The sequence below is a fragment of the Telluria sp. LT2P34 genome, from assembly GCF_059685915.1.
Genome location: NZ_JCASIN010000004.1, coordinates 15642 through 28064, shown reverse-complemented (window position 1 = coordinate 28064; position 12423 = coordinate 15642). Strand labels below are relative to the sequence as shown.

The 12423-nt window shown below is 66.2% G+C and carries 13 protein-coding genes; 1 reads left to right on the top strand and 12 read right to left on the bottom strand.

Annotated elements, in window-relative coordinates:
• Nucleotides 1-5 precede the first annotated feature (5 nt).
• Complete coding sequence (locus tag AC56KZ_RS12655) at nucleotides 6-446, top strand: FKBP-type peptidyl-prolyl cis-trans isomerase (RefSeq protein ID WP_497162528.1); 441 nt, start codon at nucleotides 6-8, stop codon at nucleotides 444-446.
• Between the two features lies 1 nt (nucleotide 447).
• On the opposite strand, the gene AC56KZ_RS12650 is transcribed toward AC56KZ_RS12655, so the two are convergent.
• The 12 genes from AC56KZ_RS12650 to minC form a co-directional block, all read right to left on the bottom strand.
• Nucleotides 448-915: a GNAT family N-acetyltransferase gene (locus tag AC56KZ_RS12650; RefSeq protein WP_497162527.1), complete on the bottom strand. Its 468-nt coding sequence runs from the start codon at nucleotides 913-915 to the stop codon at nucleotides 448-450.
• A 12-nt stretch (nucleotides 916-927) separates the two neighbouring features.
• Complete coding sequence (locus tag AC56KZ_RS12645) at nucleotides 928-1929, bottom strand: histone deacetylase family protein (protein WP_497162526.1); 1002 nt, start codon at nucleotides 1927-1929, stop codon at nucleotides 928-930.
• Nucleotides 1930-1947: 18 nt separating this feature from the next.
• Nucleotides 1948-3543, bottom strand: a complete 1596-nt coding sequence (gshA, locus tag AC56KZ_RS12640; protein WP_497162525.1) for a glutamate--cysteine ligase — start codon at nucleotides 3541-3543, stop codon at nucleotides 1948-1950.
• A gap of 115 nt (nucleotides 3544-3658) precedes the next feature.
• Entirely contained in the window at nucleotides 3659-5458 is a 1800-nt protein-coding gene (locus AC56KZ_RS12635) for a DUF885 domain-containing protein (RefSeq protein ID WP_497162524.1), read from the bottom strand.
• Nucleotides 5459-5464: 6 nt separating this feature from the next.
• Entirely contained in the window at nucleotides 5465-6286 is an 822-nt protein-coding gene (gene prmC / locus AC56KZ_RS12630; RefSeq protein ID WP_497162523.1) for a peptide chain release factor N(5)-glutamine methyltransferase, read from the bottom strand.
• Nucleotides 6283-6759, bottom strand: a complete 477-nt coding sequence (locus AC56KZ_RS12625; RefSeq protein WP_497162522.1) for a disulfide bond formation protein B — start codon at nucleotides 6757-6759, stop codon at nucleotides 6283-6285. Before AC56KZ_RS12625 ends, prmC begins: the two co-directional genes overlap by 4 nt.
• 66 nt (nucleotides 6760-6825) lie before the next feature.
• The gene (prfA, locus tag AC56KZ_RS12620; RefSeq protein WP_497162521.1) at nucleotides 6826-7902 is read right to left on the bottom strand and encodes a peptide chain release factor 1; all 1077 of its coding nucleotides are present in this window, start codon (nucleotides 7900-7902) and stop codon (nucleotides 6826-6828) included.
• A gap of 83 nt (nucleotides 7903-7985) precedes the next feature.
• Nucleotides 7986-9269 (bottom strand): glutamyl-tRNA reductase, encoded by a 1284-nt coding sequence (hemA, locus tag AC56KZ_RS12615; RefSeq protein WP_497162520.1) that lies wholly within the window; start codon nucleotides 9267-9269, stop codon nucleotides 7986-7988.
• A 57-nt stretch (nucleotides 9270-9326) separates the two neighbouring features.
• On the bottom strand, nucleotides 9327-10019 hold the full coding sequence (locus AC56KZ_RS12610; RefSeq protein ID WP_497162519.1) for a response regulator transcription factor: 693 nt from the start codon (nucleotides 10017-10019) through the stop codon (nucleotides 9327-9329).
• Between the two features lie 387 nt (nucleotides 10020-10406).
• Nucleotides 10407-10658 carry a cell division topological specificity factor MinE gene (gene minE, locus AC56KZ_RS12605; protein WP_193687891.1) on the bottom strand — a complete coding sequence of 84 codons (252 nt, stop codon included), beginning with the start codon at nucleotides 10656-10658 and terminating at the stop codon, nucleotides 10407-10409.
• Between the two features lies 1 nt (nucleotide 10659).
• A complete protein-coding gene (gene minD / locus AC56KZ_RS12600) occupies nucleotides 10660-11475 on the bottom strand; it encodes a septum site-determining protein MinD (protein WP_497162518.1) in 816 nt (271 codons plus the stop codon).
• Nucleotides 11476-11511: 36 nt separating this feature from the next.
• Nucleotides 11512-12294, bottom strand: a complete 783-nt coding sequence (minC, locus tag AC56KZ_RS12595) for a septum site-determining protein MinC (RefSeq protein ID WP_497162517.1) — start codon at nucleotides 12292-12294, stop codon at nucleotides 11512-11514.
• Nucleotides 12295-12423 lie beyond the last annotated feature (129 nt).

The following is a 12423-nucleotide window of genomic DNA, read 5'->3' as shown; positions in this document are numbered from 1 at the left end:
TGTCGATGCAAATGAAACTGAGCTTCCTCGCCGCCGCCTGCGCGGCCGTCCTGAGCCTCTCCGCCTGCGGCGGCGGCGGTGACGACAACGGTGCGGCACCCATTGCCGTCGCCAGCCCGGCGTCCCTTGGCAGCACCGACAGCGTCGTCGGCACCGGCGCCACCGCAGCGGTGGGAAACCGCATCACGGTCGCCTACACCGGCTGGCTGTACAGCACCAGCGCGGCGAACAACAAGGGCACGCAGTTCGACAGCGGCACCATCACCTTCACGCTCGGCCGCGGCGAAGTGATCCCCGGCTGGGACCAGGGCCTGGCCGGCATGAAGGTCGGCGGCAAGCGCACCCTTGCCATTCCCGCCAGCCTGGCCTATGGCAGCAGCGGCAGGGGAGCGATTCCGCCGAATGCCGGGCTGGTGTTCGACGTCGAGCTGATCCGCGTCGAGTAATCTAGCGCAGCATGTCGATGTGCATGATGCCGTCTTCGTCGTAGGGCGCGGAGACGGTGTCGAAGCCGAAGGCCTGGTAAAACGCTTCCAGGTATTGCTGGGCGCCGATGCGGATGCGGTGGCCCGGATGCAGCTGTTCGGCGTACTGGATGCCGTGCGCCAGCAGTTCGCGGCCGACGCCGCCGCGGCGCGCGTCGTTCGTGGTCAGGACGCGGCCGAGCGACATCTCGGTGTATTTCGCGCCCGGCGCCAGGCAGCGCAGGTAGGCCACCAGCACGCGCCGCCCGCCGATCTCGCGCCAGCCCAGCAGGTGGTGCGCATCGAGGTCGTAGCCGTCGATGTCGGGGTAGAGACAGGCCTGCTCCAGGATGAACACTTGCTGGCGTTGGGCCAGTACTTCGTACAGCTCGGCGCCGGAGAGTTCGGCGAAGCTGCACCATTGCCAGTCGATCGAAGGGGTTTTTTGCATGATTGTTGAGGTTTAATTCGTTGTTTCGAAACCTTCGAGCACGTTGACCAGGTTCGTGCCGACGTCCGCCGCTGCGTGTCCGCCTTCGAACACGAAGGCGGTCGGCAGGCCGAGCCAGGAGAGGCGTTCGCCAAGGCGCAGGAAGTCGCCGCTGGCCAGGCCGAAGCCGGTATGTCCCGCGCCGGTGTCGATGCCGAGCGAGACCACCAGCGCGTCGGGCGCAAACATGCCGAGCCGGAGGCAGGCCGTTTCCAGCGCCGCGAACCAGTGCGCAGGGGACGCGCCGCGCGCCAGCGGTAAATTGATGTTGTAGCCGAGGCCCTCGCCGGCGCCGGTTTCGTCCAGGTGGCCTAGATAAAACGGGTAGTCGCTGCGCGGGTCGGCGTGGAGTGAAATAAACAGCACGTCGCTGCGGCCATAGAAAATGCCTTGCGTGCCGTTGCCGTGGTGGTAGCCGAGGTCGAGGATCGCGACGCGCCGCATGCCGTCGTCGAGCAGGTGCTGGGCGGCCAGCGCCGCATTGTTCAGGAAGCAGCCGCCGCCGAAAAAATCGGCGCCGGCATGGTGGCCGGCGGGACGGGTCAGCGCAAAGCTGCCGCGCTGACCCAGGCGCAGCGCGTGCGCGGCGTTGATGGCGCAGTCGGCGCCGGTCTTGGCGGCGTTCCAGGTGCCGCTGCCCAGGGGTGTGGCATCCATCGAATACAGGCCCAGGCGGGCCTGGAAATTGTCCGGCTCGAGGTCGCTGCGCAGGGTGCGGATCGGCCAGTTGGAGGCGGCCGCGTCGCGCTCGAGGTTGCCCGGGTCGAGCGCGGTCCACTCGCTCCAGGCGCTGCGCAGGAAATGCAGGTAACGCGGGCTGTGGATGCGTTCGAGCGAGACCAGCGAGGCGCGGTGCGGGGTCACGATCTCGCCCAGGCCGCGGCGCTGCAGTTCGCTCAGGACCAGGCTTACTTGTTCAGCTTGCTCGACTTGCCCGCGGTGCTGGGCATGGTGTTCATTATAAAAAGTGAGCAAGGCAGCCCCGGTGCAGGATTATTGATTACCGCACAGTGTACTGCTGTTATAAGCGGCAACGAAATCATCGAAACCCACCGTGTCGCTGCTCTCGATGATCGCCTGCTGGGCCAGCGAGTCGGCGGCCTGTTCGGCGAACGCCGCTTCCTCGGCCGGCATCAAGGGGCTTTCGCGGAAATAGGCGGCGTGCAGTTCGCTCTGGCGCAGCCCGAAAGCGGCCGCCGAACCGAGGGCGCGCACTTCTTCCAGCACGCGCGCCGACGGCGTTCTGGACGGGTCGGCGACCTTCGCCTTTTGCAGCGCCAGCGCCGCTTCGTGCACGCCGGACTCGTTGTGCTCGGCGTCGAGCAGGCGCGCCAGCGGGCGGATACGCTCGATCAGCTCGTCGGCCCAGGCCTGCAGCGGCACTTCCTCGCCGTCGCGCGTCAGCGTCAAGCCCGGACGCCGGCCTTCCTTGACGGTGCGGGCGAAATTGCGGGCGTGGATCTCGCCTTCGGCCGCGCTGATCATCGGGCTGGCGTCGAGCGCGCAGAAAAGTAAAAAAGCGTCGAGGAAGCGGCCGGTTTCGATGCCGATGCCGATCGGCTCGAAGGGGTCGACGTCGAGGCAGCGCACCTCGATGTATTGCACGCCGCGGTTGCACAGCGCCTGCACCGGACGCTCGCCGGTGCGGATCACGCGCTTCGGGCGGATCGTCGAATAGTATTCGTTCTCGATCTGCAGCACGTTGGTCGACAGCTGGATCCATTCGCCGTCGCGCTTGGTGCCCAGCGCCGCATACGGCGCGTAGGGGCGGTTCACCGCGTCCATCAGGCTGGTGACATAGCTTTCCAGGCTGTTCTCGTGCGGGCGCAGGCCGGACTGGGCGTCGTTCTGGTAACCCAGGTCGCTCATGCGCAGGCTGGTCGCATACGGCAGGAACAGGGTGTCCTCGGACAGCGTCTCGAGCGCATGCGGGCGGCCGCGCAGGAAGCTTTTGGTGAGCGCCGGCGAGGCGCCGAACAGGTACATCAGCAGCCAGGCATGGCGCCGGAAGTTGCGGATGGTGGCGATATAGCTTTCGGACTGGAAGTCGCGCAGCGCATTGCGGCGCTCCTCGGGAATCCCGTCGTTTTCGCGGATCACCTGCCACAGCTGTTCCGGCAGCGAATAGTTGTAGTGGATGCCGGCGATGCACTGCATCGCCTTGCCGTAACGCAGGGCCAGGCCGCGCCGGTACACGTGCTTGAGCATGCCGATATTCGACTTGCCGTACCAGCCGATCTCGATGTCTTCCTCGGGCGGCAGCTCGCCCGGCATCGATTCGCTCCACAGCATCTCGTCGCCCAGCTTCGCATACGCGAAACGGTGGATCGCATCGAGGCGGTGCAGGGCCAGGCCGATGTCGTGCTCGGCCGGCGTGATGAATTCGAGCAGCGCTTCGGCGTAGTCGGTGGTGATCTGCGGATGGGTCAGCGCCGAGCCAAGCTGGACCGGATGAGGCGTGCGCGCGAGCCGGCCCTCGCGGTCGATGCGCAGGGTTTCGCGTTCGATGCCGCGCAGGCCCTGGCCAAGCAGGGCGCGGTGGGCGTCGTCGTCCAGCAGGGCGAGGCGACGGGTCAGTTGGTTCGACACGGGTGTTTCCTTTCTTATACTGCTCTATCAATTGGTGCAGAGAGTAACCGAAAATGCGCCGGCGTGTCGGCGGCCGGCCGATTTCTGATGGGCTGCCTGCGGGGCCGCCCAGGGCTCAATCGGCCTTGCCGGCGGCAGCGGCGGCCGGCTTGTCGGGCGCGGGCAGTTGCGCTGCCAGCCAGGCCTCCATTTCGCGCTCGAGCAGCGCCAGCGGCAGCGCGCCATTGCCCAGCAGTGCATCGTGGAAGCGGCGCGGATCGAAGCGCTCGCCGAGTGCGCTCTGGGCGCGCTCGCGCAAGGCCTGGATGCGCAGCTGGCCCGCTTTATAGCTGAGCGCCTGCGCCGGTTCGGCGATGTAGCGGTCGACCTCGATTTCGTTGTCCGGCGCGGCGTTGGCAGTATTCGCATTCAGGTAGTCGATCGCCTGCGCGCGCGTCCAGCCGAGTGCGTGGATGCCGGTGTCGACCACCAGCCGTGCGGCGCGGAACATGTCGTCGTTCAGGTAGCCGAAGCGCGAAAACGGATCGCGGAACAGACCCAGCTCCGGCCCCAGGCCTTCGGCATAAGTCGCCCAGCCTTCGCCGAAAGCGTCGTCCCAGCGGTGGCGCCGGAAGGCCGGCAGCTCGCGCAGGGCCTGGGCGCGCGCCACCTGCAGGTGGTGGCCGGGCAGCGCCTCGTGCAGCGCCAGGGTCTCGACTTCCCACAGCGGGTGGGCGGCGAGGCGCCCGGTATTGACCACCAGCGCCGCGCTGCGCCCAGGCGTGCCGGCTTCGTAATAGGCCGCCACCTGCCCGGCCGCGCCAGGCTGGCCGAGCCGCTTGACGCCGATCGGGTCAAGGGGAATCGTGCCGAACAGCGCCGGCAGGCGCGCGCTGGCGCGCTCGATGACGCGGCGGTAGCGGCCCAGCAGCAGCTCGGGGTCGCGCGCGAACAGGCGCCGGTCGCTGCGCGCAAAAGCCAGGAACTGCGGCAGGCTGCCTTTGAAACCGGTACGCCGGATGACCGGGAGCATGGCGGCGCGGATGCGCGCCACTTCCTTCAGGCCGAGGGCGTGCAGTTGCGCGGGCGTCATTTCGCTGCCGCTGGCGCGGCGGGCGAGGAAGGCGTAATAGCCGGGACCGCCCGGCAGGCTGCCCGCGCCGGGCGCCTCGCGCGCCGCCGCCAGGTAGTCGGTGCGCACGAAGTCTTCCAGCTTGCGCAGCGCCGGCGCCGCGCTCTCCGTCAGCGCGGCCCTGCCGGCGGCGGCCAGTTCGGCGCGCAGTGCCGGCTCGATGGCGGCGGGCATGCGTTTGAAAGGCGCCGCCAGCGGGCCGTCCTGCAGCCTGGCGCGCATCGCGCGCAGCAGCTCGGGTACGGCGCGCACGCTCGATTTCGGCGCCGTCCAGCCGGTGCGCATGCCTTCTTTCAGCTGCTCGATCAAGCCGTCGGTGTGCGCCGGCAGCGCCTGCAGGCGGGCGATGTAGTTGCGGTAGTCGACAGCGGTGGCGAACGGCGTTTGCGCCACCAGCCGCGGCAGGCGTACGTGCGGGCCGTCCCAGGCAGTGATCGGCTGCGGGTCGAAAGGGTGGAAGGCCAGCAGGGCCAGCTGGCGCTCCTTGTCGAAGATGAAGAGCTCGAGCGAGAGCCGCTCCTGCGCGCTCAAGGTCTCGCGCTCGATGGCGCGTGCTTCCTCGAGCATGGTTTTTGCAGTGTCGCGTGCGGCGCGGCTGGCGGCCAGCGAGGTGTCGGACAGGCGGTCGTTATGGCGCCGCTCGCCGAGCGTGGTCGCGAATTCGGGGCGCGTCTGCAACTGCCATTGCCAGTCGCGCTCGAACAGGGCCGCGGCCTGCCCGGACGCATCCTTGTCCTGGGCGCCCGGTGCGGGGCCGTGGAACAGGGCAGTGGTGAGGGCGAGGAGGGCGAGGTGGCGTCGCATCGGGCCTTAATCCCGCTTGCCGCCGCTGACGCGTTCGATGCCGCCGAGGTCGCGCCAGCTTTGCACCTGCGTGTAGCCGGCCTCCAGCAGCAAGTCGCGTACCGCCGCGGCCTGGTCGTAGCCATGCTCGAGCAGCAGCCAGCCGCCGGCCGCCAGGTGGCGGGCCGCACCCTGGATAATCGTGCGCAGCGCCGACAGGCCATCGGCGCCATCGGTCAGCGCGCCATTCGGCTCGAAGCGCAAATCTCCCTGCGCCAGGTGTGCGTCGCCGGCCGCGATGTACGGCGGGTTCGAGGCGATCAGCTCGAACTGCTCCGCGCCTAGCGCCGCGAACCAGTCGCTGCGGAGTAAGCGTATTTTGGCCCCGTTGGCGGCGGCATTCGCTTGCGCCACCTCCAGCGCCGCGTCGCTGACGTCAAGCGCCGTGACCTGCGCGTCGGGCCTGGTATGGGCGATGGCGACGGCAATGGCGCCGCTGCCGGTGCCCATGTCGAGCAGGCGCGCGCCGGGAGTCAGGCGTTCCAGCGCCAGTTCGACGATCAGTTCGGTATCGGGACGGGGAATCAGCACCGCCGGGTTGACCTGGAAGGGCAGGCCAAAAAATTCCCGCTGGCCGACGATATAGGCGATCGGTTCGCCGTTCAGGCGCCGTTCGAGCAGGCTGGATAACTGCGCCGTTTCCGCTTCGGTCAGCACGCGCTCGGAGCCGGTGATCAGCCCGACCCGGGTGAGGCCCAGCACCTGGCACAGCAAGATGCGGTTTTCCAGCGCCTCCAATGGCAGGCCGGCCTGCAGCGCACCGACCGTGGCGCCGGCGGCGAGCTTCATCGCGCCCGGCGCGCCGACACCAGCACCCAGACCAAGGCCAGCGTCAGCAGCACGAACCAGACGGCCGACCACTGCGGGATCGACAGGCCGAACAGGGTGTCGCGCGCGTCCTGGCACAGGCCCTCCGCGCGGAACATCCAGGGCAGGAATTCAGCCGTCGGGATTTTGTTCAGCGTCGTTTCCATCGGATCGATACCGCAGGAAAAGCCGGGATTGGCCAGCACGTACAGGTGCTTGCCGACCACCCCCAGGCCGCCCAGCGCGGCCAGCAGGGCGACCGCGGCGCCGGCGCGCAGCTTGCCGGAGAGCGCCCCTGCCAAGGCGGCGATGCCGACGCCCAGGAACAGGTAGCGCTGGATCACGCATAAGGGACACGGCATCATGTCCTTCGCATGCTGCAGGTAGAGGGCGGCGCCGATCAGGGCGAAGCTGACGAGGGCGATGGTCAACAGGGCGGAGCGGGAACGGGGCATCTCGATGGGGCTTTCGTGGTCAGGGAGCAAACAATGGAGGATTCTCGCACACCCCGGCGGCGGCGTTCAATCGGCCAGCGCCGCCAGCAATTCCGCCTGGTGCTCGGCGGCCAGCGCGTTGGTCAGATCGAGCAGGTCGCCGTCCATGATGAAATCGAGTTTGTACAACGTCAGGTTGATGCGGTGGTCGGTCAATCTCCCTTGCGGGAAGTTGTAGGTGCGGATGCGCTCGCTTCGGTCGCCCGAGCCGATCAGGCTTTTGCGGGTGGCCGCTTCCTGCGACTGCTGCGCGCGCAACTGCACGTCCTTGATGCGCGCGGCCAGCACCTTCATTGCTTGCGCCTTGTTCTTGTGCTGGCTGCGGTCGTCCTGGCATTCGACCACGATCCCGGTTGGCAGGTGCGTCAGGCGCACGGCCGAATCGGTCTTGTTGATGTGCTGCCCGCCGGCGCCCGAAGCGCGGTAGGTGTCGATGCGCAGGTCGGCCGGGTTGATGTTGACGTCTTCGACTTCGTCGGCCTCGGGCATCACCGCCACCGTGCAGGCCGAGGTGTGGATGCGGCCCTGGGTTTCGGTGGTCGGCACCCGCTGCACGCGGTGTCCGCCGGACTCGAATTTCAGCTTCGAGTACACGCCGTTGCCGATCACGCGCACGATCACTTCGCGGTAGCCGCCCAGGTCCGAACTCGACTCCGACACCATCTCCACTTGCCAGCGATTGCGTTCGGCAAAGCGCGTGTACATGCGCAGCAAATCCCCCGCGAACAGGGCCGACTCGTCGCCGCCGGTGCCGGCGCGGATCTCGAGAAAGATGTTGCGCTCGTCGTTTTCGTCCTTCGGCAGCAGCATCTTTTGCAGGTCGAGGTCGAGCGCGGCCAGGCGCGCCCTGGCCGACTCGATTTCTTCCTGGGCGAACTCCTTCATTTCCGGATCGGCCAGCATTTCCTGGGCGGCGGCGATGTCGCCGTTGGCGTCCTGGTACTGGCGGTAGAGGGCGACGAGGGGACCGAGTTCGGCATGCTCGCGCGTCATCTTGCGGTAGTTGTCCATGTTGGCGGTGGCGCCTTCATGGGTCAGCAGTTCGTCGATCTCGACCAGGCGGTTGGCCAGTTGGTCCAGCTTGGCCAGCATCGATGGTTTCATAGGCTATTCGGGCAGATAAGGAGGGCAGGGAGGCGCGCGGGCGCCAGGATGCGCCGGGGGCGGCGCCATGCGGGATAAAACCGCTAACGGCGGGTGCGGAACAGCTGCGGCAGCAGGCTGGCCAGGCGCGCGCGTTCGTCGCCCTGGGCGCGGTGCAGCGCCTGCTGCGGGCCGTGCAGGAACTTGGCGGTCAGGCCTTTCGACAGCGCTTCCAGCACCGCCTCCGGATCTTCGCCCCTGGCCAGCAGCCGGCGCGCGCGCTCGAGTTCGGCCATGCGCAAGGCTTCGCTCGACTCGTGCAGTTCCTGGATGACCGGCACCACGGCGCGGTCGCCGACCCAGCTCATGAAGGACTGGACGCGGGTGTCGATGATGGCTTCGGCCTGGGCCACGGCGGCCTGGCGGCTTTCCATCCCGGTCTGCACCACTTGCGCGAGGTCGTCGACGGTGTAGAGAAAAACGTCGTCGAGGCGGCCGGCTTCGGGTTCGATGTCGCGCGGTACCGCCAGGTCGACCATGAAGATCGGGCGGTGGCGGCGCGCCTTGATCGCGCGCTCGACCAGGCCCAGGCCGATCAGCGGCAGGGTCGAGGCGGTGCAGGAGACGACGATGTCGAACTGCGCCAGTTGCTCGGGCAGGTCGGCCAGGCGCATCGCGCGCCCGTTCAGGCGCATGGCGAGCGACTCGCCGCGTTCCATCGTGCGGTTGGCGATGGTGATGGATTTCGGGTGGTGCGCGGCAAAATGGGCTGCGCACAGTTCGATCATTTCGCCGGCGCCGATGAACAGCACGTGCTGGTCGGAGATGCTGTCGAAGATGCGCTGCGACAGGCGCACCGCTGCGGCGGCCATCGAGACGCTGTTGGCGCCGATCGAGGTAGTGCTGCGCACTTCCTTGGCCACCGCGAAGCTGCGCTGGAACAGCTGGTGCAGGTAGGTGCCCAGGCCCCCGGCCTGTTCGGCGGTGCGCACCGCGTCTTTCATCTGGCCGAGGATCTGCGGCTCGCCCAGCACCATCGAATCGAGCCCGGAAGCGACGCGGAAGGCATGGCGCACGCAATCGCCCTGCGGCAGCATGTACAGGTGCGGCCGCAGTTCGGCGAAATTCAGGGCGTGGTAATGGGCCAGGAACTGGGCCGAGGCATCGAGCGGCTCGGGCACGCCGCTCGCGGCATACAGTTCGGTGCGGTTGCAGGTGGAGAGGATGGCCGCTTCGTCGCTGCCGCGATGCTCGCCGCCGCCGAAGCGGCCGAACCATTCGCGCGCCGACCCGACCGCGCGACCGAGCTGCTCGGGCCCGAGCGCGAGCTGCTCGCGCAGCGAGACCGGTGCGGTCGTGTGGTTCAGGCCAACAGCAAGGAGTTGCATTCTGGAGGGGAAAGGAGGGCGGCGTATGTGCACATTATACCTGCATGCCCCCCTGCCTTACATCATGCCCAGTTTTTCCAGCCGATAACCGTAGCTGTACACCGGGACCAGGCGGAAGCCGTTTTCCGGACGCAAGCTGAGCTTGTTACGAACGCGGGACACGTGGGTATCCATGGTGCGCGAGGGCACGGCCGTTTCGCGTACCCATACCGCCTCGTGGATATATGCGCGCGACAAGGGGCGGCCGATATTCCGGAAGAACAGCAGGGCCAGGTAAAACTCTTTCTGGGTGACGTCGATGACGCTGCCGTCTTTTAACAAACGGCCCGGGCGCGTCTCGAAGACGTAGGGGCCGAACTGCAGCTGCTCGGTGCCTGCCTGCGACGGATAGGCGCGCCGCAGCAGGGCCGAGACGCGCGCCACCAGTTCGCCGCGGCGCAGCGGCTTGACGACGTAATCGCCGGCGCCGGCCAGCATGCCGGCCACGATATCGTCCTCGGCCGAGCCGCCGACCAGGAACATCGCCGGCGCGTCGGGCGCCATCTTTTCCTTGGCGCGGCGCAGGATGTCGGCCGCTTCGGGGTCGCCCGCCGGCCAGTCCATGATGAGCAGGTCGGTGCTGTCCTTGCGCATTTGCGCCAGCATGTCCTTCCCGTTGTCGAAGAAATGACAGGTGTGGCCAGCCGCAGTGAGTACCTGGCAGATCAATTCTGCTTGACTACGGTCATTATCTAGGACGGCTATTCTCATGGAGGGCACGTAAGTGTTAAAGTCATACTGTAGGACCACTCCTACACTGTTAAACCGACTATAGCAGACTTTTACAAAATAATGCTACTCGTAAACTTCCATTTTTGATCGAAACTATCCTGTATCACAGCAGGATAGAAAAGTTTTGATATCGCCTAGCCCGGTGCATGCTCAATTTCGACAGTTCTCGATGTAGGAGTGTAGCTTGCCCTGATGCGGCTGAAATGCAACATCCGAAACAAAAAAACAACACAGTTTGATAACGAAAATGCGCTGTGGGTAATATTGAGTGACTGGTACGGGGGTGCTGCGGGAGGGGAGGGGGAAAAGCAAACGGCAGCGCTGGGCGCGCTGCCGTCGGGCTGGACTACGGAAGGGAAGGCCGGATCAGGCGTCCGGCAGCACCACGTTGACGTCAAGCACTTCCAGGTTGCCCTGGCGGTCGAGCGAGATCTTGATGTCGTCCGCGTTGACCTTGGTGTACTTCGAGATCACTTCGATCAGTTCGCGGTGCAGCGCCGGCAGGAAGTCGGGGCCGGTGCGGTTGGTGCGTTCACGTGCGATGATGATCTGCAGCCGTTCCTTGGCCGCGGTCGCGCTCTTCTTCTTTTCGGGGAACAGGAATGAGAGCAAGGCCATGTCATTTTGTCCCAAAAATACGCTTCAGCAGGCCCGGCTTTTCATAGGACGTGAAGCGCAGCGGGCGCTCCTCGCCCAGGAAGCGGGCAACCACGTCCTCGTAGGCTTCGGCCACGTCGGTCCCCTTGAAGTGGATCGCCGGATTGCCCTGGTTCGAGGCGTGCAGCACCGATTCCGATTCCGGGATGATGCCGATCAGCGGAATGCGCAGGATTTCCTGCACGTCCTGGTAGGACAGCATTTCGTCGTTTTCCACGCGCTTCGGCGAATAACGAGTGATCAGCAGGTGCTCCTTGACCGGCTCGCCGCCGGTCTGGGCACGGCGCGACTTGGCCTGGATGATGCCCAGGATGCGGTCCGAATCGCGCACCGACGACACTTCCGGGTTGGTCACGATCAGCGCCTCGTCGGCAAAGGTCAGCGCCATCAGCGCGCCATGCTCGATGCCGGCCGGCGAATCGCAGATGATGAACTCGAAATCCATCTTGACCAGTTCGTTCAGCACGCGCTCGATGCCGTCTTCCGACAGGGCGTCCTTGTCGCGCGTCTGCGAGGCCGGCAGGATGTACAGGTTTTCGCAGTGCTTGTCCTTGATCAGCGCCTGGTTCAGCGTCGCCTCGCCATTCACCACGTTCACCAGGTCGTACACCACGCGCCGTTCGCAGCCCATGATCAGGTCGAGGTTGCGCAGGCCGACGTCGAAGTCCAGCACGGCGGTCTTGTGGCCGCGCAGGGCCAGTCCAGTCGAAAAACTCGCGCTCGAGGTGGTTTTACCCACGCCGCCCTTGCCGGACGTCACAACAATAATTCTTGCCACAAAAATGTCCTTTACAGTAACTGGTCAGTGCCGGGATTACATGCGGTTCGAAACCGGAGTCAGCGATGATATATCGAGCCGGTCGCCAACCAGTCGAATTTGTGCCGGCTGGCGTGCCAGCTCGGCCGGGAAACCGTCGTCGAAGGTGCGGTACACGCCTGCGATCGACACCAGTTCAGGTTGCAGCGACAGGCCGAAGATGCGCGACTCGGCATTCCCCGACGCGCCCGCCAGCGCCCGGCCATGCATCGGCGCATACACGTGGATGCTGCCGTCGGCAATGATTTCGGCGCCATTGTTGACGGCTGCCGTGACGATCAGATCGCAGCCGCGCGCATACACGCGCTGGCCGGCGCGCACCGGGGTGTCGACCACCATCGCCGGCAGCGCCATCGCGGCCGGGGCCGGCTGGGGCTGGGCGGCGGGGGCCGGCGCCGGCGTCGCCACAGCGCTCGCCGCCGTCGCCGCGGCCACATCTTCGCGTGCGCGCTGGCCATTGCCGTCGTCGTCGAGCGCCAGGCCCAGGGCCTTGACGGCCTCGGCCATCTGCGGCGTCGCGCCGCGCACGGCCACTGCGTTCAGGCGGTATTTCTTGAGCAGGTCGACCAGCGCGCGCCAGTCGATATAGCCGCGCTCGGCTGCAATGGCGCCGACGTCGATCACCGCGAATTCATCTTCAAAGAAATCCGAGGTGCCACCGGTCATCTGCTGGAGCGCCGCATCGATGGCAATCGTGTCGCTCGAGTGCAGGATCGCCGAGATGGCGACGACCGTGGAGATCTTGATTTCGATGGGCAATGAAGACGGGGTTTTCGACATAAACAGTTCAGGTTGGATTAGCCCGTGCATTCTACTGTGAAATTTGCTGAAAAGGACAGCACACGTCTAATCATTCCTGGGGGCAATAATAGAGTGTTTCGTTCCGTATTTTGCCCGCCATGGCTGTTT

Coding starts and splice junctions, on each gene's coding strand:
- prfA (WP_497162521.1), bottom strand. CDS start 7,902: ATGAAACCATCGATGCTGGCCAAGCTGGACCAACTGGCCAACCGCCTG.
- minC (WP_497162517.1), bottom strand. CDS start 12,294: ATGTCGAAAACCCCGTCTTCATTGCCCATCGAAATCAAGATCTCCACG.
- AC56KZ_RS12655 (WP_497162528.1), top strand. CDS start 6: ATGCAAATGAAACTGAGCTTCCTCGCCGCCGCCTGCGCGGCCGTCCTG.
- minE (WP_193687891.1), bottom strand. CDS start 10,658: ATGGCCTTGCTCTCATTCCTGTTCCCCGAAAAGAAGAAGAGCGCGACC.
- AC56KZ_RS12625 (WP_497162522.1), bottom strand. CDS start 6,759: ATGCCCCGTTCCCGCTCCGCCCTGTTGACCATCGCCCTCGTCAGCTTC.
- prmC (WP_497162523.1), bottom strand. CDS start 6,286: ATGAAGCTCGCCGCCGGCGCCACGGTCGGTGCGCTGCAGGCCGGCCTG.
- AC56KZ_RS12610 (WP_497162519.1), bottom strand. CDS start 10,019: ATGAGAATAGCCGTCCTAGATAATGACCGTAGTCAAGCAGAATTGATC.
- hemA (WP_497162520.1), bottom strand. CDS start 9,269: ATGCAACTCCTTGCTGTTGGCCTGAACCACACGACCGCACCGGTCTCG.
- AC56KZ_RS12635 (WP_497162524.1), bottom strand. CDS start 5,458: ATGCGACGCCACCTCGCCCTCCTCGCCCTCACCACTGCCCTGTTCCAC.
- AC56KZ_RS12650 (WP_497162527.1), bottom strand. CDS start 915: ATGCAAAAAACCCCTTCGATCGACTGGCAATGGTGCAGCTTCGCCGAA.